The sequence below is a fragment of the Serratia sp. CY84636 genome, assembly GCF_052166245.1.
GTDB classification, from domain to species: Bacteria; Pseudomonadota; Gammaproteobacteria; order Enterobacterales; family Enterobacteriaceae; genus Serratia; species Serratia nevei.
On sequence record NZ_JBJNOX010000001.1, the window covers coordinates 39,736 to 61,811 of the forward strand.

23 protein-coding genes and 1 tRNA gene are annotated in these 22,076 nt (G+C 57.1%); 20 read left to right on the plus strand and 4 right to left on the minus strand.

Translation table 11 applies throughout. The features are described 5' to 3' along the window. The first annotated feature begins 6 nt into the window (after positions 1 to 6). The 4 genes from nqrF (at position 7) to ACJ8QI_RS00225 (ending at position 3,091) form a co-directional block, all read left to right on the plus strand. Complete coding sequence (gene nqrF, locus ACJ8QI_RS00210) at positions 7 to 1,230, plus strand: NADH:ubiquinone reductase (Na(+)-transporting) subunit F (RefSeq protein ID WP_033637209.1); 1,224 nt, start codon at positions 7 to 9, stop codon at positions 1,228 to 1,230. Then, positions 1,231 to 2,262 carry an FAD:protein FMN transferase gene (locus ACJ8QI_RS00215; RefSeq protein ID WP_442531919.1) on the plus strand — a complete coding sequence of 344 codons (1,032 nt, stop codon included), beginning with the start codon at positions 1,231 to 1,233 and terminating at the stop codon, positions 2,260 to 2,262. A gap of 7 nt (positions 2,263 to 2,269) precedes the next feature. Then, complete coding sequence (gene nqrM, locus ACJ8QI_RS00220) at positions 2,270 to 2,497, plus strand: (Na+)-NQR maturation NqrM (RefSeq protein WP_004930244.1); 228 nt, start codon at positions 2,270 to 2,272, stop codon at positions 2,495 to 2,497. A 174-nt stretch (positions 2,498 to 2,671) separates the two neighbouring features. Next, positions 2,672 to 3,091, plus strand: coding sequence for a putative T6SS immunity periplasmic lipoprotein (locus ACJ8QI_RS00225; RefSeq protein WP_442531920.1), 420 nt, complete (start codon positions 2,672 to 2,674; stop codon positions 3,089 to 3,091). Positions 3,092 to 3,159: 68 nt separating this feature from the next. Here ACJ8QI_RS00225 and ACJ8QI_RS00230 read toward each other — a convergent pair whose 3' ends face one another. Then, positions 3,160 to 4,053: a glycerophosphodiester phosphodiesterase family protein gene (locus ACJ8QI_RS00230; protein WP_442531921.1), complete on the minus strand. Its 894-nt coding sequence runs from the start codon at positions 4,051 to 4,053 to the stop codon at positions 3,160 to 3,162. Positions 4,054 to 4,236: 183 nt separating this feature from the next. Here ACJ8QI_RS00230 and dinB point away from each other — a divergent pair, with 183 nt between their 5' ends. Beyond that, entirely contained in the window at positions 4,237 to 5,298 is a 1,062-nt protein-coding gene (gene dinB / locus ACJ8QI_RS00235) for a DNA polymerase IV (RefSeq protein ID WP_442531922.1), read from the plus strand. 42 nt (positions 5,299 to 5,340) lie between these two features. Here dinB and pepD read toward each other — a convergent pair whose 3' ends face one another. Beyond that, positions 5,341 to 6,801, minus strand: coding sequence for a beta-Ala-His dipeptidase (pepD, locus tag ACJ8QI_RS00240; protein WP_442531923.1), 1,461 nt, complete (start codon positions 6,799 to 6,801; stop codon positions 5,341 to 5,343). A gap of 338 nt (positions 6,802 to 7,139) precedes the next feature. Here pepD and gpt point away from each other — a divergent pair, with 338 nt between their 5' ends. The 9 genes from gpt (at position 7,140) to ACJ8QI_RS00285 (ending at position 16,292) form a co-directional block, all read left to right on the plus strand. After that, positions 7,140 to 7,598, plus strand: a complete 459-nt coding sequence (gene gpt, locus ACJ8QI_RS00245; protein ID WP_025301674.1) for a xanthine phosphoribosyltransferase — start codon at positions 7,140 to 7,142, stop codon at positions 7,596 to 7,598. A 141-nt stretch (positions 7,599 to 7,739) separates the two neighbouring features. After that, entirely contained in the window at positions 7,740 to 8,987 is a 1,248-nt protein-coding gene (gene frsA, locus ACJ8QI_RS00250; RefSeq protein ID WP_070915473.1) for an esterase FrsA, read from the plus strand. A gap of 60 nt (positions 8,988 to 9,047) precedes the next feature. Next, complete coding sequence (crl, locus tag ACJ8QI_RS00255; RefSeq protein ID WP_004930258.1) at positions 9,048 to 9,449, plus strand: sigma factor-binding protein Crl; 402 nt, start codon at positions 9,048 to 9,050, stop codon at positions 9,447 to 9,449. 116 nt (positions 9,450 to 9,565) lie between these two features. After that, entirely contained in the window at positions 9,566 to 10,669 is a 1,104-nt protein-coding gene (gene proB / locus ACJ8QI_RS00260; RefSeq protein WP_015376738.1) for a glutamate 5-kinase, read from the plus strand. A gap of 9 nt (positions 10,670 to 10,678) precedes the next feature. Continuing rightward, positions 10,679 to 11,932 (plus strand): glutamate-5-semialdehyde dehydrogenase, encoded by a 1,254-nt coding sequence (gene proA, locus ACJ8QI_RS00265; RefSeq protein ID WP_442531924.1) that lies wholly within the window; start codon positions 10,679 to 10,681, stop codon positions 11,930 to 11,932. 187 nt (positions 11,933 to 12,119) lie between these two features. Then, positions 12,120 to 12,195, plus strand: a tRNA-Thr gene (locus ACJ8QI_RS00270). 164 nt (positions 12,196 to 12,359) lie between these two features. Next, positions 12,360 to 13,544 (plus strand): tyrosine-type recombinase/integrase, encoded by a 1,185-nt coding sequence (locus ACJ8QI_RS00275; protein WP_305179284.1) that lies wholly within the window; start codon positions 12,360 to 12,362, stop codon positions 13,542 to 13,544. Next, positions 13,541 to 15,637 carry a DEAD/DEAH box helicase gene (locus ACJ8QI_RS00280; protein WP_442531925.1) on the plus strand — a complete coding sequence of 699 codons (2,097 nt, stop codon included), beginning with the start codon at positions 13,541 to 13,543 and terminating at the stop codon, positions 15,635 to 15,637. Before ACJ8QI_RS00275 ends, ACJ8QI_RS00280 begins: the two co-directional genes overlap by 4 nt. A 1-nt stretch (position 15,638) precedes the next feature. Beyond that, a complete protein-coding gene (locus ACJ8QI_RS00285; RefSeq protein ID WP_305179282.1) occupies positions 15,639 to 16,292 on the plus strand; it encodes a DUF2290 domain-containing protein in 654 nt (217 codons plus the stop codon). Positions 16,293 to 16,549: 257 nt separating this feature from the next. Here the strand turns inward: ACJ8QI_RS00285 and ACJ8QI_RS00290 are convergent, their stop codons facing one another. Further along, positions 16,550 to 16,804: an ogr/Delta-like zinc finger family protein gene (locus ACJ8QI_RS00290; RefSeq protein WP_016929806.1), complete on the minus strand. Its 255-nt coding sequence runs from the start codon at positions 16,802 to 16,804 to the stop codon at positions 16,550 to 16,552. Next, on the minus strand, positions 16,801 to 17,526 hold the full coding sequence (locus ACJ8QI_RS00295) for an NAD-dependent aldehyde dehydrogenase (RefSeq protein WP_305179281.1): 726 nt from the start codon (positions 17,524 to 17,526) through the stop codon (positions 16,801 to 16,803). The genes ACJ8QI_RS00290 and ACJ8QI_RS00295 overlap by 4 nt, the downstream gene beginning before the upstream one ends. A 531-nt stretch (positions 17,527 to 18,057) precedes the next feature. On the opposite strand from ACJ8QI_RS00295, the gene ACJ8QI_RS00300 reads away from it, so the two are divergent. Genes ACJ8QI_RS00300 through ACJ8QI_RS00325 form a run of 6 tightly spaced genes read left to right on the plus strand, consistent with a single transcriptional unit; the run spans position 18,058 to position 22,060 of the window. Next, on the plus strand, positions 18,058 to 18,321 hold the full coding sequence (locus ACJ8QI_RS00300) for a helix-turn-helix transcriptional regulator (protein ID WP_305179280.1): 264 nt from the start codon (positions 18,058 to 18,060) through the stop codon (positions 18,319 to 18,321). Continuing rightward, positions 18,318 to 18,563, plus strand: coding sequence for a hypothetical protein (locus ACJ8QI_RS00305; RefSeq protein ID WP_033638862.1), 246 nt, complete (start codon positions 18,318 to 18,320; stop codon positions 18,561 to 18,563). Before ACJ8QI_RS00300 ends, ACJ8QI_RS00305 begins: the two co-directional genes overlap by 4 nt. A gap of 5 nt (positions 18,564 to 18,568) precedes the next feature. Continuing rightward, positions 18,569 to 19,111 (plus strand): host cell division inhibitor Icd-like protein, encoded by a 543-nt coding sequence (locus tag ACJ8QI_RS00310; protein ID WP_135637801.1) that lies wholly within the window; start codon positions 18,569 to 18,571, stop codon positions 19,109 to 19,111. Then, a complete protein-coding gene (locus ACJ8QI_RS00315; RefSeq protein ID WP_043146645.1) occupies positions 19,108 to 19,371 on the plus strand; it encodes a hypothetical protein in 264 nt (87 codons plus the stop codon). The genes ACJ8QI_RS00310 and ACJ8QI_RS00315 overlap by 4 nt, the downstream gene beginning before the upstream one ends. Next, positions 19,368 to 19,703 (plus strand): DUF5375 family protein, encoded by a 336-nt coding sequence (locus ACJ8QI_RS00320; RefSeq protein WP_442531926.1) that lies wholly within the window; start codon positions 19,368 to 19,370, stop codon positions 19,701 to 19,703. The genes ACJ8QI_RS00315 and ACJ8QI_RS00320 overlap by 4 nt, the downstream gene beginning before the upstream one ends. Positions 19,704 to 19,714: 11 nt before the next feature. Next, positions 19,715 to 22,060, plus strand: a complete 2,346-nt coding sequence (locus tag ACJ8QI_RS00325; RefSeq protein WP_442531927.1) for a primase-helicase zinc-binding domain-containing protein — start codon at positions 19,715 to 19,717, stop codon at positions 22,058 to 22,060. The last annotated feature ends 16 nt before the right edge of the window (positions 22,061 to 22,076 follow it).

Consider the following 22,076-nt stretch of genomic DNA (forward strand, 5'->3'; position numbering starts at 1 on the left):
GAATTTATGGAAATTATTTTAGGCGTAGCAATGTTCACCACCATCGTGATGGTGCTGGTATTGCTGATCCTGTTCGCCAAATCGAAGCTGGTGAACACCGGCGACATCGCGGTGGAGATCAACGGCGATTTGGATAAGAGCTTCCATGCGCCGGCGGGCGACAAGCTGCTCAACGTGCTCTCCAGCCAGGGAATTTTCGTCTCCTCGGCCTGCGGCGGCGGCGGTTCCTGCGGCCAGTGCCGGGTGGTGATCAAAGAGGGTGGCGGCGATATCCTGCCGACCGAGCTCTCGCACATCAACAAGCGCGAAGCAAAAGAGGGTTGCCGCCTGGCGTGCCAGGTGAACGTGAAGCAGAACCTGAAGATCGAGCTGCCGGAAGAGATCTTCGGCGTGAAGAAATGGGAGTGCGAGGTTATCTCCAACGATAACAAAGCCACCTTTATCAAAGAGCTGAAGCTGAAGATCCCCGATGGCGAAGACGTACCGTTCCGCGCGGGCGGTTTCATCCAGATCGAAGCCCCGGCGCACGACATCAGCTACGCCGACTTCGACGTGCCGCAGGAGTATCGCGGCGACTGGGACAAGTTCAACCTGTTCCGCTACCGCTCGACGGTAAACGACACCACGGTGCGCGCCTACTCGATGGCCAACTACCCGGAAGAGAAGGGCATCATCATGCTCAACGTGCGTATCGCCACGCCGCCGCCAAACAACCCGGACGTGCCGCCGGGCATCATGTCTTCCTATATCTGGTCGCTGAAAGCCGGTGACAAGGTGACGATCTCCGGGCCGTTCGGCGAGTTCTTCGCCAAAGAGACCGACGCCGAAATGATCTTCATCGGCGGCGGCGCGGGCATGGCGCCGATGCGTTCGCACATCTTCGATCAGCTCAAGCGCCTGAACTCGAAGCGCAAGATCACCTTCTGGTACGGCGCGCGTTCGCTGCGCGAGATGTTCTATGAAGACGACTTCAACCAGCTGCAGGCGGAGAACGACAACTTCACCTGGCACGTGGCGCTGTCGGATCCGCAGCCGGAAGATAACTGGACCGGCTACACCGGCTTTATCCATAATGTTCTGCTGGAGAACTACCTGAGGAACCACCCGGCGCCGGAGGACTGCGAGTTTTACATGTGCGGGCCGCCGATGATGAACGCCGCGGTGATCAAGATGCTCAAAGATCTGGGCGTCGAAGACGAAAACATCATGCTGGATGACTTTGGTGGCTAAATGCGCGCATTGGCGATGAAGAACTGGCTGACGGGCGTGGCGCTGAGCGCCACCCTGCTGCTGACCGGCTGCGGGCCGGAACAGGTGGATCTGACGGGTAAAACCATGGGCACCTCGTATTCGATCCGTTACGTGACCGGCGACGATACGCCGTCGGCGCGCGAGATGCAGGCGGAGATCGACAAACGGCTGGAGCAGGTGAACGACCAAATGTCCACCTACCGGCCGGATTCCGAGCTGAGCCGCTTCAACGCCAGCCGCGACATTGAGCGGCCGTTCCCGGTTTCACCGGCGACCGCCGAGGTGGTGCGCGAAGCGCTGCGCATCAACCGAGTCACCGACGGCGCGCTGGACGTGACCGTCGGGCCGCTGGTCAACCTGTGGGGCTTCGGCCCGGAAGGGCGGCCGGATAAAGTGCCGAGCGAGGCGGAGCTGGCGCACCGCCGCGCCTGGACCGGCGCCGACAAGCTGTCGGTGCAGGGCAGCGCGCTGGTGAAAAGCATCCCCGAGCTGTATGTCGACCTGTCGTCGATCGCCAAGGGGTATGGCGTAGACGTGGTGGCGGAATACCTGCAATCGCAGCACGTGCAAAACTACATGGTGGATATTGGCGGCGAAGTGCGCACCCGCGGGCATAACGGCGAGCAAAAGCCGTGGCGCATTGCCATCGAGCGCCCGACCGCCGGTGCGCACCAGCAGGCGCAGCTGGTGATCCAGCCGGGAGAGATGTCGATCGCCACCTCGGGTGACTATCGCAACTACTTCGAGCAGGACGGGGTGCGCTATTCGCACACTATCGATCCGGTCACCGGCCGGCCAATTCATCACCGTTTGGTGTCGATCACCGTGCTGAGCCCGACCTGTATGACCGCCGACGGCCTGTCCACCGGCCTGAACGTAATGGGGCCGGAGCGCGGCATGGCGCTGGCCAACCTGCTCGGTATTCCGGTGTTCATGATCGTGAAAACCGCCGACGGGTTTGAGGAGCGTTATTCGGACGCGTTCAAACCCTACCTGAAAAAGCGTTCGTGAGGTTGCTATGCTGACGGTATTCGCCGCCACCTTTGTGTTGTTCCTGCTGATCGTCGGCGGGATGTCGCTGGGCTACGTGTTCAAACGCAAAAGCCTGCAGGGCAGCTGCGGCGGCATCACCGCATTGGGGATGGAGAAAGTCTGCGACTGCCCGGAACCTTGCGATGCGCGTAAAAAGCGCGAAGCCAAAGCGGCGCAGCGGCGCGAGCAGTTGGACAAGCACCGCATTCTGTAGCTGTAGCGAAAACCCGGCCTTGGCCGGTTTTTTATTTGGGCCTTGTCGAAAGGCGTATGAAAGTCTGGCTAGGCGCGATTAACAATGGCGTGAATTTTCAGGGTGTAACGGATAAAACGATCGCCAGAAAATACGAATATGCGCTTTCTCAGTTTCTTAAGCAGAGGTAACAGGATGAACCGCATTATTTTGGTTGGAACGCTAACTTTGTTGCTCGCCGGCTGCATGCACATGAACGATCCGAGGCCAAAAAACTACGCGGCCAACGTCACTGTCGTTGATAACCACGTTTGTGTGCGGGTTCAACCAGAAGGGGACGAGCGCTTGGCCGGCGTCATTATCGAAGAAATCGGCAACGCCAATGCTATCTTCGGCAAGCACTTCGCGGATAACGAGATGCCTGCGCTCACCGCGGCTACGTGCATTCCCGACGATAACTATAAATTCGAAGGCGGGAAGTCTTACGGGGTATCGGTGACGCTGTTGTCGCGGGATAAACGGAGTAATGGTCTTGAGCTTGCCGCCCGGCTATTCGGCGCTGGGTTTAGCGTACGCAATGAAAATAGCACCATCCAGGTGGTTCCTGCTCGCTAACGGATGTTGAAAGTCATACGGGCATAAGGCGGGTTTGTCGAACCGCCTTATGCCGTTAGCCGGGTTTTTTATTTCGCCTCACGGAAGCTTTTTGCCTCGGCCGGTGAGTTGACCATCACGCCGTCGGCGCCCAGCGCCAGCGCCTGCTGATACTCCTGCGGCGAGTTGACGCCGAACAGAATGATGTGCGCCGGGCCCTGCGAGCGGAAGCAGTCCATCGACTCTTTATCCCAGGTCAGAAACGCCTTCGAACGCCCTTCGCCGAGGGTATATTTCTCCACCACTTCCACCTCGCGCTTCAGCTCCAGCCCGTACCAGCGCGGCTGGCGGTTATCCGGTTTGACGTCGCACTGGTGCGCCATGGTGATATTGGCCAGCAGCGTGCGGGTTTCGTCGCGGCTTTCGAAGCGCGGGATGGCCGGCGGCAGCGCCTGCAGGTATTTGGCGTCGGTGGAGTAGACGCGGATGCGGTTCAGGCTGTCGGTGCTCTCCAGCGTCGCCAGCAGCGCCTGGCCAAACTGCGCCGGATCGGCGTCCGGGGATTTGATGTCCAGATAGAAGGTGACGTGCGGAAACGCTTTAAGCACGTCGTCCAGCCGCGGAATGCCGATGCCCTGGCCGCGGAACGGGTGCGCATATCCCCTGGCGAAGGCCCAGCCGGCGTCGGTCTCGGCCAGCTGCGCGGCGGTATAGGCAGAGACCGGGCCCTGCCGGTTGGTCAACGCTTTCAGATCCGAAGGGCGATACAGCACGATGACGCCGTCTTTGGATTCTTGCAGGGTGATCCAGATGGCGTCGGCGCCGTTTTTCAGCGCGGTTTCGATGGCGATGCGGGTGTTCTCCGGCGCATCGGCGGTGCCGCCGCGGTGGGCGACGATCGCCGGCGCGTGACCGGCAGCGCTGGCCGCCAGCGCGCTCAGCGACAGCGCGGAAGCCAGCAGCAAATAAGAAAATCTGATCATGTAGGGTACCTTGTCGTTATCGTTGTGGTGAGCCGCACGGGATGGCGGAAATCATACTATTGAAAAATTAAGCTTTTTTAACAACGCGGAAATATCTGGCGGAAACGGTGCTTTCGTCGAATCCTGCGGCCTTGAGCTTTCGGTATCTGACTGTATACTTATACAGTGTTACTGGAGGGTGCGATGCGTAAAATCATTCATGTCGATATGGACTGCTTCTTCGCGGCGGTGGAAATGCGCGACGATCCCAGCCTGCGCGATATCCCGCTGGCGATTGGCGGCAGCGCCGATCGCCGCGGGGTGATCAGCACCGCCAACTACCCGGCGCGGCGCTACGGCGTACACAGCGCCATGTCCACGGCAATGGCGCTCAAGCTGTGCCCGCACCTCACCCTGTTGCCGGGGCGCATGGCGGCCTACAAAGAGGCCTCGCTGCATATCCGCGAAATCTTCGCCCGGTATACTCCGCTGATCGAGCCGCTGTCGCTCGATGAAGCCTATCTCGACGTGACCGACAGCCCGCAATGCAATGGCTCGGCAACGCTGATCGCCCAGGAGATCCGCCAGGCGATCGCCGACGAACTGAACCTCACCGCCTCGGCCGGCGTTGCGCCGATCAAGTTTCTCGCCAAAATCGCCTCCGAGATAAACAAGCCGAACGGGCAATACGTGATCACGCCGGCGCAGGTGCCGGCGTTTTTGCAACAGCTGCCGCTCAGCAAGATCCCCGGCGTCGGCAAGGTGACCGCCAAGCGGCTGGAAGAGGTGGGGCTTATCACCTGCGCCGACGTGCAGCAATACGATTTGGCGCAGCTGCTCAAGCGCTTCGGCAAATTCGGCCGGGTGCTGTGGGAGCGGTGCCAGGGCATCGATCGGCGCGAAATCTCGGCGGAGCGGCTGCGCAAATCGGTGGGGGTGGAGCGCACGCTGGCGGAAGACATTCACGACTGGCAAGACTGCGAAACGCTGATTATCGACAAACTCTATCCCGAGCTGGAGATGCGGCTGCGCAAGGTGAAGCCGGATCTGCACATCGCCCGGCAGGGCGTGAAGCTGAAGTTTCAGGATTTCCAGCAAACCACTCAGGAGCACGTGTTCCCGGTGCTGAACCGGCAGGATTTGCTGGAGGTGGCGCGGCAGGCGTGGCGCGAGCGGCGCGAAGGGCGCGGCGTGCGGCTGGTGGGGCTGCATGTGACGCTGCTCGATCCGCAGCTGGAGCGGCAGCTGGCGTTGCCTTGGGAATAAAAAAGCCGGCAAATCGCCGGCTTTTTGCGTTAAGCGCGCAGCTTACGCGCGCTCAGGGATCGCTTTCAACAGCGAAGTCAGCAGCTTCCAGTACAGACCGACGCTTTCGATATGCACTTGCTCATCCGGCGAGTGTGGGCCGGTGATGGTTGGCCCGATCGATACCATGTCCATGTCTGGATACGGCTTTTTGAACAGACCGCATTCCAGACCGGCGTGGATCACCATGATGTTCGGCGTCTTGTCGAACAGCTCCTGATACAGCTCGCGCACCAGGTGCATCACCGGCGAGTCGGCGTCCGGCTGCCAGCCCGGGTAGCCGCCCTTCGGTGCCACCTTGGCGCCGGCCAGCTGGCCCAGCGCGGTCAGCATCTCGACCACGTAGTCTTTGCCGCTGTCGATCAGGGAGCGGATCAGGCAGATGATTTCCGCTTCGTTTTCGCTGGTGGTGACCACCCCGACGTTCAGCGAGGTTTCCACCACGCCTTTTACCGCGTCGCTCATGCGGATCACGCCGTTCGGCGTGCCGTTCAGCAGCGCCAGGAAACGCTGCTGGCTGTCGGCGCTCAGCGCCTGCGAAGCGCTGGTGGTCGGCTCCAGCAGCACGGTGATGTTCTTCTCTTTGGCTGAGAGTTCGTTCTGCAGCACCGCCAGGAACTCCTGGCTCAGGGTTTTCAGCGCGTCAGCCTTGTCCGCCGGCACCGCAACCATCGCGGAGGCTTCACGCGGGATGGCGTTGCGCAGGGTGCCGCCGTTCAGATCCAGCACGCGCAGGTTCAGCGCCGCCGCATGGGCGAACAGGAAGCGTGCCAGCAGTTTGTTGGCGTTGCCCAGCCCGACGTGGATCTCGGCGCCGGAGTGGCCGCCTTTCAGGCCCTTGAGCGTCAGCTTCAGGGTTTGGTAACCGGCCGGTACCGCTTCGCGCTGCAGCGGCAGGGTGGTGATGAAGTCGATACCGCCGGCGCAACCCATATAGATTTCGCCTTCCTCTTCGGAATCGGTATTGATCAGGATGTCCGCCTGCAGCCAGTTCGGCTGCAGCCCGAAGGCGCCGTCCATGCCAGCCTCTTCGGTCATGGTCAGCAGCACTTCCAGCGGGCCGTGCTCAACGCTGTCGTCGGCCAGCACCGCCAGGGCGGAGGCCATGCCGATGCCGTTGTCGGCGCCCAGCGTGGTGCCGCGCGCTTTCACCCACTCGCCGGCGATATAAGGCTGGATCGGATCCTTGGCGAAGTCGTGTACGGTGTCGTTATTCTTTTGCGGCACCATGTCCAGGTGCGCCTGCAGCGCGACCGGCTTGCGGTTTTCCATGCCTTTGGTGGCCGGCTTGCGCAGCAGGATATTGCCGACCCGATCGCGCTCGGCGTGCAGGTTCTTTTCTTTGGCCCAGGTGAGGATGTGCTGCGCCAGCGCTTCTTCATGATAAGAAGGGTGTGGGATAGAACAGATCTTGGCGAAAATATCCCACAGCGGCTGTGGCGAAAGCTGAGACAATTCAGACACTATAAGTCTCCTGTGACGGCAGGCTCCGACAGGACGGGCGTGCCGCGCGGTTAAGGTGAGTGGGCATCTGTGCGTCGTGGCACGATCATCAGAGAATATCACTTTATTTCCGGCGGTGCGCGCCCCGTATTGTGCGGTTTAAGCGCTTGATCACACGGCTTCGCTGCGGGAACGTTCGTTTTTTCAGCATCAATCACCGGAAAGCCGCGCGGCGGAAATCGCGAGGTTTTCCTCGGTACAGCTGGAATTCAATGCGGCCAGTCTCTATAATCTCGCGCAACCTTTTTTCCCCTGAACTATAAAATAAGCCGCTTCACCGCCGGCTGGGACACGATTCTATGAGCGAAAAATACGTTGTTACCTGGGATATGCTGCAAATGCACGCACGCAAGCTGGCGCATCGCCTGCTGCCTGCCGACAAATGGACAGGCATCATTGCCGTAAGCCGCGGCGGTCTGGTACCGGCGGGCCTGCTGGCGCGCGAACTGGGCATCCGCTATGTGGATACCGTCTGCATTTCCAGCTATGACCATGACAACCAACGCGAAATGAAAGTGCTCAAGCGCGCCGAAGGCGACGGTGAAGGCTTCATCGTCGTGGATGATCTGGTGGATACCGGCGGCACAGCGAAAGCGATCCGCGACATGTACCCGAAAGCGCATTTCGTCACCATCTTCGCCAAACCGGCGGGCCGTCCGCTGGTGGACGACTACGAGGTCGACATCCCGCAGGATACCTGGATCGAACAGCCGTGGGACATGGGCGTCAGCTTCGTTCCCCCTATCGGCGGCCGCTAAGCCCAGCCCGTTCCAGCCAAACGCCCGGTTATGCCGGGCGTTTGCGTTATCTTGGTTTATCCCGCCAGAGTTAGGTACACTACCTCCAGTTAAGTAGGCCTTTTGCGGCCTATCGCCAGATTTACGGAGGCTGTTGTTACCATGGCACAGGCCAACCTTTCTGAAATTCTTTTCAAGCCTAAATTCAAACACCCTGAAACCTCGACGCTGGTGCTGCGCGCGCGCAACAAAGTGAGCGCCGCCATGCATTCCGCGTTGGAAGGCGACACCACCGGCAACTGGTACCGCATGCTGAATCCGCTGCTGTGGGCCTGGCGCGGCGTCAGCCCGATCGAAATCCACGAAGTGCTGGCGCGCATCGCCGCCTCGGACGCCGAGCGCAGCAATCCGCAGCGGCTGGATACCGTGGTGGGCTACCGCAACGGCAACTGGATCTACGAGTGGATCCATCAGGGCATGCAGTGGCAGCAGCGGGCGACGGAGCAGCAGGATCCGCTGCTCGGCGGCGAATACTGGCTGAAGGCCGCGAGCCTGTACAGCATCGCCGGTTACCCGCACCTGAAGGGCGACGAGCTGGCCGAACAGGCGGAGATGCTCGCCAACCGCGCTTACGAAGAGGCGGCGCTGCTGCTGCCGTATCAGCTGAAAGAGCTGGAGTTTCGCATCGAGGGCGGCGGCAGCGTCACCGGTTTCCTGCACATGCCGGAGAAGGGCGAAGCGCCGTTCCCGACGGTGCTGATGTGCGGCAGCCTCGACACGCTGCAGACCGACTACCACCGCCTGTTCCGCGACTACCTGGCGCCGCACGGCATCGCCATGCTGACGCTCGACATGCCGTCGATCGGTTCCTCCTGCAAATGGAAGCTGACGCAGGACTCCAGCTACCTGCACCAACAGGTGCTGATACAGCTGGCCTCGGTGCCGTGGGTGGACCATCAGCGGGTGAGCGCCTTCGGCTTCCGCTTCGGCGCCAACGTGGCGGTGCGGCTGGCCTATCTGGAGCCGCAGCGGCTGCGCGGCGTGGCCTGCCTGGGGCCGGTGGTGCATCGCCTGCTGTGTGACAGCAGCACCCAGCTGAACGTGCCGGACATGTATATGGACGTGCTGGCCAGCCGCATGGGCATGGCCAACGCTTCCGACAACGTGCTGAAGGTGGAGCTGAACAGCTACTCGCTGAAAATGCAGGGGCTGCTGGGGCGCCGCTGCCCAACGCCGATGATCTCCGGATACTGGGAGCGCGATACGCTCAGCCCGAAAGAGGAGTCGCAGCTGATCGTCACCTCCTCGGTGAGCGGCAAGCTGGTCGCCATCCCGCGCACCCCGGTCTACGACAGCTTCCATCGGGCGCTGCTGCAGATGTCCGGCTGGCTGAAGGACAAAATGCGTTAATTAGTTGCTAAATTTTAACAGTTTGTTAAAAAGAGTGGTCTACATTGAGGAGGTTAGAGAATGACGTTACCGAGTGGTCACCCTAAAAGCCGACTAATGAAACGTTTTGCCAGCTTGGGGCCGTACCTGCGTGAAGGGCAATGTGAAAACGACCGTTTTTTCTTTGATTGTTTGGCTGTCTGCGTCAATGTAAAGCCCGCTCCGGAGAAGCGCGAGTTCTGGGGCTGGTGGATGGAGCTGCAGGCGGAAGAGGCGCGCTTCACCTATTCTTACCAATTCGGCCTGTTCGACAAAGAAGGCGACTGGACGGCGCAAAACATTAAGGATGATGAAGTGAACGCCAAGCTGGAAGACACCCTGCGCGACTTCCATCGCCGCCTGGGTGAGCTGCTGGCGACCATGGAACTGGGGCTGGAACCCGCCGACGATTTCAAAGAAAAACTGATCAAACTCTCCGCCTAACCCCGTTTGACCACGTATTGTGCTGATTTCGCGTTGTGCCTGTTGGCATAACGCGTCTCTCCTGTTACAAAGACCTTTGCACTCTTCTTCTCATCATTACACACGGCAGAAATACTATGAACGGCAGCCAGACATTGGTTGTGAAATTGGGCACCAGCGTGTTGACCGGCGGATCGCTGCGTCTGAACCGCGCCCACATCGTCGAATTGGTGCGCCAGTGCGCGCAGCAACACGCCGCGGGCCACCGCATCGTTATCGTCACCTCCGGCGCCATCGCCGCCGGGCGCGAACACCTGGGCTACCCCGAGCTGCCCGCCACCATCGCCTCCAAGCAGCTGCTGGCGGCGGTGGGGCAGAGCCGGCTGATCCAGCTGTGGGAACAGCTGTTCTCCATTTACGGCATCCACGTCGGGCAGATGCTGCTGACGCGCGCCGATCTGGAAGACCGCGAGCGCTTCCTCAATGCGCGCGACACCATGACGGCGCTGCTGGACAACCGCATCGTGCCGGTAATCAATGAGAACGACGCCGTCGCCACCGCCGAAATCAAGGTGGGCGATAACGATAACCTGTCGGCGCTGGCGGCCATTCTGGCCGGGGCCGACAAACTGCTGCTGCTGACCGATCAGCAGGGCCTCTACACCGCCGATCCGCGCAACAACCCGCAGGCCGAACTGATCCGTGAAGTGCACGGCATCGACGACGCGCTGCGCGCCATCGCCGGCGACAGCGTCTCCGGCCTGGGCACCGGCGGCATGGGCACCAAGCTGCAGGCGGCCGACGTGGCCTGCCGCGCCGGCATCGACGTGGTGATCGCCGCCGGCAGCAAGCCGGGCGTGGTGGCGGACGTGATCGAAGGCAAGCCGGTGGGCACCCGTTTCCACGCGCTGGAAACCCCGCTGGAAAACCGCAAGCGCTGGATCTTCGGCGCGCCGCCGGCCGGTGAGATCACCGTCGACGACGGCGCGGTGGAAGCCATGATGGCGCGCGGCAGCTCGCTGCTGCCGAAAGGCATCCGCGAAGTGAAGGGTGACTTCTCGCGCGGCGAAGTGATCCGCATCCGCAACCTGGCGGGGCGCGATCTGGCGCACGGCGTCAGCCGCTACAACAGCGACGCGATGCGCATGATCGCCGGTCACCACTCGCAGGAAATCAGCGAAATCCTCGGTTATGAATACGGTCCGGTGGCAGTGCACCGCGACGATATGATTGTCAGTTAAGGAGTGAGCATGCTGGAGCAGATGGGGAAGGCCGCCAAGCAGGCCTCCTGGCAGCTGGCGGTGCTGAGCACGGCGAAGAAGAATCAGGTGCTGTCGGTGATGGCCGACAGGCTGGAAGCCTGCAGCGAAGCGATCCTGCTGGCGAACGAACAAGACATGGCACAGGCGCGCGCCACCGGCATGAGCGAAGCGCTGCTCGATCGCCTGCTGCTGACCCCGGCGCGGCTGGCGGCGATCGCCAATGACGTGCGCCAGGTGTGCCGCCTGAACGATCCGGTCGGCCACGTGCTGGACGGCAACCTGCTGGACAGCGGGCTGAAGCTGGAGCGCCGCCGGGTGCCGCTCGGCGTGATCGGCGTGATTTACGAGGCGCGGCCGAACGTCACCATCGACGTCGCTAGCCTGTGCCTGAAAACCGGCAACGCAGTGATCCTGCGCGGCGGTAAAGAGACGCATAACACCAACCAGGCGACGGTAAAAGTGATCCAGCAGGCGCTGGAACAGTGCGGCCTGCCGGCGGCGGCGGTGCAGGCGATCGACAGCCCGGATCGCGCGCTGGTGAACGAACTGCTGCGTCTGGATCGTTATGTTGACATGCTGATCCCGCGCGGCGGCGCCGGCCTGCACAAGCTGTGCCGCGAGCAATCGACCATCCCGGTGATCACCGGCGGCATCGGCGTGTGCCACACCTACGTGGATGCCGACGTCGACTTCGACAAGGCGCTGACGGTGATTGAAAACGCCAAGATCCAGCGCCCGAGCGCCTGTAACTCGCTGGAGACGCTGCTGGTGAACCGCAGCATCGCCGCCGAGTTCCTGCCGGCGCTGAGCGCCAAAATGGCGGCGGCGGGCGTGACGCTGCACGCGGCGGAAAACGCGTTGCCGCTGCTGCAGGGCGGCCCGGCGACGGTGGTGCCGGTGAACGCGGAAGATTACGACGACGAATGGCTGTCGCTGGATCTGAACGTGCTGCTGGTGGACGATATCGATCAGGCCATCGACCACATCCGCACCCACGGCACCAACCACTCCGACGCGATCCTCACCCGCTCGCTGAGCAGCGCCGAGCACTTCGTGCGCGCGGTGGACTCCTCGGCGGTGTACGTCAACGCCAGCACCCGTTTCACCGACGGCGGCCAGTTCGGCCTGGGCGCGGAAGTGGCGGTAAGCACCCAGAAACTGCACGCCCGCGGCCCGATGGGCCTGGACGCGCTGACCACCTACAAGTGGATCGGCTACGGCGACGATCTGGTGCGCAGCTAAGGCCGCATTGCGATCATAAAGAGGTCAGGGCGCAGCGGGCTGCGCCCTAATTTTTTTGGAAGGGCCAACGCGCGGCAGTGTGGCTGCTTGTAAAACGACCAAACGCCCCGGTGGCTATTGACTCATTTCGTGCACGGGTCTACCTTGTTCAACGCACTTCCGGCTTGCCCCGTAGGCCCGGCTCGATGCCGATATAGCTCAGTTGGTAGAGCAGCGCATTCGTAATGCGAAGGTCGTAGGTTCGACTCCTATTATCGGCACCATCCTTTCTTCCTATGACGTCCGTATTCATCCATAACCACTCTGTTTTATAAAGATATTTTTGATTTTTTAATCCGTATTAGTCCGTAATGTTCCAGTGGAATCCGGTATCTAATATGTATAGGATTGCGTATATGTTCCTGTTCGGTCTTGGATTCCTATACACATGCCTTTAAACGATATGCAGATTCGCCGCGCTAAGCCTGAAGCTAAAACCTATACACTTGGAGATGGGCAAGGGCTGTCATTGCTTATAGAACCTAATGGAAGCAAGAGCTGGCGGTTCCGCTATCGTTATGCCGGTAAACCCAAAATGATCTCGCTTGGCGTGTACCCAACGATCACACTTGCTGATGCTCGAGCCCGTCGTGACGATGCCCGCAAACTGGTCGCGGAGGGAAAAAACCCCAGTGAGGTTCGCAAACAACAAAAACTTGCTTTGCAAATTGAGTCTGAAAACGCCTTCGAAAAGATAGCCAGAGAATGGCATCAGCTTAAGTCTACTAAATGGTCGTCGGGATATGCCTCAGATATCATCGAAGCGTTTCAGAACGATATTTTCCCTTACATGGGGGCGAGACCAGTAGGCGAAATTAAACCCTTAGAGCTGCTGAATGTGCTGCGTAAAATTGAGAATCGTGGTGCTTTAGAGAAAATGCGCAAAGTGCGACAGCGCTGCTCGGAAGTTTTTCGCTATGCCATTGCTACGGGGAGAGCTGAGTTTAATCCCGCCGCAGATCTCTCAAGCGCCCTAGAAGTACATAAATCTAATCACTTCCCGTTCTTAAAAGCTGAGGAGATACCTGATTTTCTGCGTGCTTTAGACAGTTACACAGGGAGTCGGGTTGTCCAGATTGCTACTAAATTACTGATGATTACGGGGGTAAGAACCATTGAACTGCGTGCTGCATTATGGTCGGAATTTGATCTAGATAACGCTATTTGGGAAATTCCTGCAGAAAGGATGAAAATGCGGAGGCCACATATTGTGCCTTTATCAAGACAGGCGCTAAATTTACTGAAAGAGCTCCATGTGATGACTGGGAACTACCGTTTTGCCTTCCCTGGAAGGAACAACCCTAACAAAACCATGAGTGAAGGTAGCATCAATCGTCTTATACAGCGAGTTGGATATGGAGGAAGAGTGACTGGACATGGCTTTAGACATACTATGTCGACTATACTTCATGACCTAAACTTTGATAGTTCTTGGATTGAAGCGCAACTAGCTCATATTGATAAGAACCATATCAGGGGAACTTATAATCATGCAATTTATCTTTCTCAAAGGAAAGATATGATGCAATCATACACGGATATAGTGTTAAATTTTGAAAAGGAAAAAGTATGATTGAATTTTTTGGTATAGAGTCTGGGAATATTGCCCTTGTCAGAATGTTTGAGGCTGCATTGGCTGCAAAACCTGATGTTTCTGGTCAGTATTTCAGAGGGTTTCCTGTTGTTTATCTCTCTGACAGCAACCTAAAACTCAACGGATTACTCTGTTCTCCTGAACTGGGTGTGGTTATCTGTCATGTTACAGAAGAAACTCAGTTAAACGATGATTATTTGGATTCTTTAGATCAAATACATATGAAGTTCAAAAGTAAATTGGCCGAGGTGAAATCACTGAGGAACAATCGGAAACTTCATGTTCCAATTAATACTATCGTTTTTTGCCCTAATGTGCAGAATACTGAAGGGCTTTCTGGTGAGGATATACAATTCACTTCTAGAGTAGATGATGTAACAAATTCATTTGTGGACGTTCAGTGGAAATATCCAGAATGTTTAAGTGCACTTCTATCTAACATTCAGTCTTTGTCAAAGCTCAAAGCGACTAAAAAAAGATTCTCTGTGGAAAATGATGAGTCAAAAGGAAGTGTTTTAAAGAAACTTGACAATATGCTTTCTGTTCTTGATCCATGTCAGTTAAGAGCTGTTCTAGAAAATATTGATGGTGTTCAGAGAATTAGGGGGCTTGCGGGTTCTGGGAAAACTATAGTTTTAGCGAGAAAAGTTGCACATATTCACTCGCAAAAACCTGATTGGAAGATTGCTGTTACATTTAATAGTAGATCTTTGAAAGAACAATTTAAAAATCTTATAGAAGCTTTTTCTGATGAAGATGGAATTGATTGGAAGAAGATTGATATTATTCATGCTTGGGGAGGGACTTCGACCAAAGGTCTATATTATGAAGCATGTTTGGCTCATAACATCCCTTATCATGATTTAACTGGCTCGAAATCTATCAGAAAACCTGATGAGGAATCTTTCCAAGCAGTTTGCCGAGATTTTTTAGAAAATAAAACTAAAGATATTAAATTATATGATTTTATCTTAGTTGATGAAGCACAAGATTTTTCATCTGAGTTTCTTCAGATTTGTTATTCTTTACTTGATGAAAATAAAAGACTTGTTTATGCCTACGATGAGTTGCAAAGTTTAAGTGATAGGTCAATGCCTTCTCCAGAAGATATCTGGGGTGCGGATGAAAACGGCAAGCCAATCGTTACATTCCAGTCAAAAGAACAGGATGTAACTTTGGATATTTGTTATAGAAATCCTGGCGTCATATTGTCTTCAGCTCATGCATTAGGCTTTGGAATTTATCATAATCCAATGATTCAAATGTTTGATTATGAGGGACTCTGGGAGGAGATTGGGTATGAGGTTCTTGATGGTAAGTTAGCAGAGGGATCAAGGGTAGTACTTAGCAGAACACAAAAATCAAGCCCATCTTTATTAAGTGGGCACAACAGTATCGACGAGATTATCAATTTCGTAAGTTTCGAGAATAAAAAAACTCAATCGGAATGGATTGCTCAACAGATAATTAAAAATATTAAAGAGGAAGAGCTTCTCTTAAGTGATATTTTGGTTATACATCCCGATACTGCAAAAATGCGTTCTGAAGTCGGCTATGTCCGAGGCATGCTTTTTGATGCTGGAATTAATTCATCCATTGCAGGTGTCACTAGTTCACCTGATGAATTTTTCTCGGATGATAGTGTAACTTTTACTTCAATATTCCGGGCTAAAGGTAATGAGGCTGCCATGGTGTATATAATGGACAGCCAGTTCTGTAATTTGAGTAACCGTAAGGCGTGGCGAAGAAATATATTGTTCACGGCCATGACTCGTACTAAAGCTTGGTTGAGAGTTTGTGGGGTAGGGCAACTTTTTCAAGATTTGAAAAATGAGTTTGAGGCTGTTAAACAAAATGGCTTTCGATTGGATTTTGTATATCCTACCGCTGCGGAAAGAGAAACAATGCGTGTTGTCAACCGAGATATGACTTCGGCGGAGCGCAGGCGTGTTAACGAGGCTAAACGTTCCGCTGCGAACTTGAATGCATTACTTGATAATGGCACTGTTAATATTGAAGACATACCTCTTGATGTTAGAGAACAACTCATTAGAAAATTGATGGGTAGATGAAATGACACCTGAAGATACTTGTGAAGCAATCAATAAAATTACTCGTCATTTAATGACGGCTGGATTCGCTGACTCTCAGAACTTCTCACGTGTAGAGAATAAAGGGAATCATGTTAATGTAGTCTATAAGGGGTATAATGATGTTTCAAAGGCGCTTAGGGATGTGCCATACAAAGAAATGTACGATTATTTAGATGGTAATAATCAATTTTCCATTAAGATGCTGGATGGTGGGTTGATTCATTATAAATATCGTTTCGTAGGGCGGGGAGAACTTGATAAACATACTTTGGTTTATTTTCCTGCTCCTCACTTTGAATGTTTTCAGAATGATCCTGAACTATTTTTAGATGAAAGTCATTTTTATTCTGAGGTTATTAGTAAGAATATTTTGCCCGTACCTCTGAGATTTGATTACGTTCCTGGTGATGCAGTAAATATTGAACATCCAGCATCTCATTTGACGTTAGGACAATACAAGAATTGTCGTATCCCTTTATCGGCTCCACTTTGTCCGGTTAGTTTTACTAATTTCATATTGCGATCATTTTATAATACTGCTTTTGTTTCTATTGAGCATACGCAACGTAACTTTCTATATCAGCGTACAATTTCAGCTGAGGAGGAAAAAATTCTTCATTTTAATATTTCATAAGTCGATGGCGCGCAATACTTCCCCCGCCTCGCCTGCGCACTTCATGTGTCGCTTTTCATGCAGTTGCATGAACGGCCGCAGGCCGCGCCAGTACTGGTGCGGCAGGGGATGAAAAGTGCATTTTCTTGCATGCAAAATCATGCACCCTATGCATGCACGCGTAATTTGAGGCTGGCTAGCCAGGAAAAAGGCTGTTTTGGGCGAGGCGGAAGGAGAATGCCCCGCGATGCTGTCAAGAGCGGCGGGGCGGAGTGTGATTAGTGCAGGGGATGATTGCTGTTGTAGCGGCGATAGCGGTTCAACGTCCGTTTCTCCGGTGGTGGCAAGGTGTTCTCATCGACCGGTTGCGCCTGTATCGGCTGGCACAGGATTTTATCGACGCTTTCCACCGTCTTGAATGTGCAAGAACAGGTCAGGCTCTGACATTGGTAATACGCCTCTTTTGTCCGTTCCGTGATATAGCGACTGGTGCGAGTATAGGACGCATGGGTGCACAGCGGGCAGCGCATCATGATTTGGCCCCTTTCTGCTGCAAGCGTTGACGTTTTTCCGCCAGTTCTCTTGCCACTTGCGTCCGGCGAATTGGGCTGCTTTGCAGTTCCGGCAATACGCCGGTTTCTTGCGGTATCGTCAGGCCAATCTCATTCAGCACCGGGTGGTCGATATTTTGCGTAGCCATGGTAGCGCGAATGCGGCCTTGTAGTGCGCCCTGTACCTGTAGCTCAATCATCCTCATCGGATTGTCCGCATAGACGCCGTAAGCCCGTGAAGCCAATGCGCACGCCTTGATAACGTCAGGGCTGATAAGCGCTTTGCTCAGCGCATCTACTGCCTGATGCATCGCATGAGCAGCAAAGGTCGTGAGGGCGTCTTTGTGTGCGGCCACCACCTTCGGGGCTGTGCCGCCGCAGTTGAGGTGAAGCTGCATTTTGTCCAGCTCCATCTCCTCAATCAGTCCGTCGAACTCTTTCGCCAGCTCCCGCTTGGAAATCCGACTGTGGTGCTGCGCTTGCAGTTCCGGCGTCATTTCTCCGCGCAGTTTGCGAAACAGGGTGCGCCACTGGCTTTCTGCCTCCTGGCTCTGCACTTCGGTGTCTTTCTTCTGTTGGTGGCAGCGGGCAATGCCGGTTACGACGTCGGTCAACGCCTGGTAGTTTTTGTCGTGGGCGGCGCGAGCGTCACGCAGGGCTTGCAGTTTATCGGTGATGTATTTCGGTAAGGCTGTGGTGCTCATGATCGTGTCTCCGGTGTCAGTCAATGTGAGGCTATTCTGCTGACCGCCGTACAACATCGCCATTCATCCCGGTTGGACTGTCCCCAGGACAACAGCCTTGAGCACTGATGAGAAAACCATCAAGCCGTTTTTAGTTTTACCTAAAACTATTCACTACTGTTCACCTAAATAAAAAGTATAGATAAATCAGTAAATAAGTGGGTGAACAGTTTTTTACAAACTCTTCACCCGGTGTTCACCACTGTTCACCCGGCCCAAAACGACCTTTTCCCTGGCTAGCGGTGGTTAGTCTGTTTATACCTATTTATTAGCAATGAATTCATTGTTGAAAACTATGGGGTAATGTTGAGGAAGGGTGAGGAGTAGTGAGGATTGCTGAGCTATTATAATTTGTTGTTTTTATGATCATTTCTTAATGGGCCACCCAACAACGTCTTGTTGCCACCCCGATAAATATTCACATAATAGGGCGCTACCGAAGTTCACACAGTCCCGGCCAGCGTTGGCCGGACACCAAGAGGTAGCGTTTTTATGTTGACCGTTTCCACCCCCGCCCCATCCACTCTGTTGCCGGTGCTTCCTGGTGGTTACACCCCGCGCGAGCGCTTTATCCGCCTGCCGGAAGTGCTCTACACCACCGGCCTGTCCCGCTCCACCGTGTACGAGATGATGAGCCGCAAGCAGTTCCCGGCTCAGGTCTCCCTCGGCGGTAAAAACGTCGCCTGGCTGGCCTCCGAGGTCGAGCAGTGGATGGACGAACGTATCGCTAACCGTCACCAGGGAGCCGCCGCATGATGCAGCTAACCTTTGGTCGCCAGCATTTCACCCTTGATGAGCGCGACGCGCTGTTTGTGGCGGAAGCTATTCTGTTGCAGCGTAAAGAGCCTGGCGTCGTCTTGCCGGAGCACCGCAGTGAAAAACACGGCGTTATTCGTCTGGCGAGTCGCCAGGCCGAGCCGCGCCTGTTCCGTGCCGGGCCGGTGCCGCTGACCTGCGCGGCGGCCGATACCCGCAACGACCAATTGACCGACTGTTGATCACTATGCGATCGATTGAACGTCCGGGGGCGTCTTACGGCTTGCCCCCACGTCCGGCCCTGCGCTATAGTCCTCCCGCTGCCGCACAATCGGCAGCCGGGCGTGAGAACCCGAGTTACTTATTGGCGACACAACACGCGCCAGGCGTGTTTTTTTATGTCGTGGCCTTAGTGCGCTCATTTTTTGCGCGGTGGATGTTATGCTATCGCAGCAGTCAATCAATGGTGGCTCAGGCGGGGCAGCCTTCGGGCTGGCCGGTTTCCAATAAGGCCGGTTTCTCACCCCCGTCTGGGCTACCACCCTTGCGTGAGAACTTCGGTGGTAGCAATAACCAATACTTATTGGAGGCTGCCACCATGGCTACGACCCTCACCCCGACTCACCCTACATTCTGCTTTTTGTTTGCGGCCGTGCGCCGGTCTGCGCTGACCGCTTCGCCACTTATGGTGCGCACCGTGGCGGATAGCGAACGCAACGCCCGCCGCGTGCTGGCCCGTGATTATGTGTTGTCCTTTGCCGGTCGTCTGCCGGTTAAGGTGGCGGCATGAACACCCTGGCCGACCGCTATTACCGCGACACCCATTACCCTATCCCGCACGCCGATTTTCTGCGTCTCCAGCATGCGCACGCCACCGGCGTGCTGTTCCTCGACCTGCTGGACACCCTCGACCTCGGCGGGCAGCGCCCCGATGCCACGCAACAGGCATCGTTTGCCTCGGTCATTGCCTTGCTGACCGACCAGCTCGGCCACGTCGTCAACACCTGTGAATCCCAAATCCTTGCCCGCATGGAGGCCACCGCCGCATGAACACCTCATCCTATTTACCGATTGAAGTCCGTACCGCCGTTTTCCGCCGCGCCGTGGCGCAGGCCTATCTGGATACCTGCGCCTTTTACCGGGTGAGCCTCGGGTACACGCTGGACGAGCTGCAGATGACGATTGCCCTGCGCCTGGAGGGGCATTTTGTGCGTCAGTATGGCGCAGAGGACGGCATGGACATGGCGTGCACCATGCTGAGCGACATGGTGCAGCCAGACGTTCTGGTGGCCGCACCGCGCCTGACCGCGCTGGGGCAAAAGATGATGGACGAGCTGTGCTGCGAGCGCCTGTCGGCGGCACAGAACGCGACCGTACACTGAGGAGAGAAAGGATGAGCGCCCACTTCGTTTCCCAGACCGTACGCACCGCCACCGGCCAGTGGCCGGTGATACTCCCGGCCCTCGGCATCGCCTTGCAGCCGAACGGCAAGCCGCAGCCGTGTCCAACCTGCGGCGGCAAAGACCGCTTCCGTTTCGACAACCAGGACGGGCGCGGCACCTGGTTCTGCAATCAGTGCGGGGCCGGTGACGGCCTCAACCTGGTGGAAAAGGCACTGTCGCTGTCAGCAAAGGCCGCCGCCGAACAGGTGGCCGCCGTGATGGGGAATAACGCCAGCGCCTTGCCTCCGGCCGCTGAGGCCCGCCATGCCTCACAGAAGGACGGCGGGCAAGACAAGGCCGAGGCCCAGCGCAAGGCCGCGCGACAGGCACAGGCTCTGCTGGCTGCCGCGCAGTCCCAGACCGGCAACGCCTATCTGAGCGCCAAAGGCTGGCCGGAGGCAGCAACCCTGACCCTGCACGGCCAGCCGCTGCGCGTCGGTGGTATCACCTTCCAGCCCGGCGACCTCTTGCTTCCGCTGCATAACGCCGGAGGCGAGGTGGTCAACATGCAGTTGATTAACGCCGCCGGTGACAAGCGCATGCTGGCAGGCGGGCAGGTGAAAGCCGCCTGCCACATCCTCAGTGGGCCGGACAACGCGGTTATCTGGCTCACTGAAGGCTACGCCACCGGCCTCACCGTGCACCGCCTGACCGGTGAAACGGTGTGCGTGGCACTCAGCGCCAACAACCTGGCGGCCGTGGCGCAGCAGCTGCGCAGCCACTACCCGGATGCACGGCTGCTGCTGGCGGCTGATAATGACCGCAGCGGCACCGGGCAGACCCGCGCCGCCGAGGCGGCCACACTCACCGGCGGTATCCCGGCACTGCCGCCCACGGAAGGCGACTGGAACGACGTTTACTGTCAGCAGGGCGCTGAGGCCACACGTACGCAACTCCAGGCGCTCAGCCAGCCGCCGCAGCCGAGCCCGTTCGACACGCTGAGCGATGCTGACCTCAAAGCCATGAGCGCCAGCGAGAAAGCCGAGCTGTTGGCCGAGCACTACGGCAACACCCTGGCGGTGCCGCCGGTGGGGGAAGAGCTGTGCCGCTATACGCGCGGCGCCTGGCAGGTGCTGCCGCACCGGCAGCTGAGCCGGGAGATTGCTGCGTTGTTCCAGAAGGTACGAGCACCGTTCTCCGCCGCCGGTATCAACAGCATCCTGGACACCCTTAAGCTGATGGTGCCGCAGATGGGCGACCCGGCCCGCCGGTTGATTGGTTTTCGTAACGGGGTGTTTGATACCGTCAGCGGGCAGTTTAGCGCCCACCGCCAGGAACACTGGTTGCGCACCGTCAACAGCGTGGACTACACGCCACCGCGTGCCGGGGAGAACCTGGCCGACCATGCGCCGCACTTCTGGCAGTGGCTGGCGCGGGCCGCCGGGGGCAACCACGACAAGCAAGAGCGCATCCTCGCGGCGCTCTTTATGGTGCTGGCCAACCGCTACGACTGGCAGCTGTTCCTTGAAGTGACCGGCCCGGGCGGCAGCGGCAAGAGCGTGATGGCGGCCATCGCCCGGCTGCTGGCTGGAGCCGACAACACCACCTCGGCCACCATCGATAACCTGGAGTCGGCGCGCGAGCGGGCCAGCGTGGTCGGCTACTCGCTGATTATCCTGCCTGACCAGGAGAAGTGGAGCGGCGACGGAGCAGGCATCAAGGCCATCACCGGCGGCGATGCGGTCGCCATCGACCCCAAATACCGCGACGCCTACGCCGCCTACATCCCGGCGGTGATACTGGCGGTCAATAACAACCCGATGCAGTTCAGCGACCGCAGCGGTGGAGTATCCCGTCGGCGGGTGATTATCACCTTCCCGGACGCGATACCGCTGGCCGAGCGCGACCCGCAGTTGCTGGACAAAATCACCCAGGAACTGGCCGTCATCGTGCGCCACCTGATGCAGCGATTTGCCAACCCGAATGACGCCCGCACACTACTTCAGGCGCAGCAAAGCTCGGACGAAGCGCTGACCATCAAGCGCCAGGCCGACCCGCTGGTTGATTTTTGTGGCTACCTGACGGTATTGGGTGCGCCGGAAGGCATGATGATCGGCAATGCCAACATCACTCCGGCCAATCCGCGCCGCTACCTGTATCACGCCTACCTGTCGTTTATGGCGGCACGCGGCTATCAGCATGTCATGAACCTGACGGCCTTCGGCCTGGCGGTGCCGCAAACGCTGAAAGAGTACGAGCATACGTTGCTCAAACGCCGTACCAAACTGGGTATCCAGACCAACCTGCGGCTGAGCGACGATTGTGACATGGACTGGTTACCGAAGTGCGAGGCGTAGCCGTGCGCTGATGACG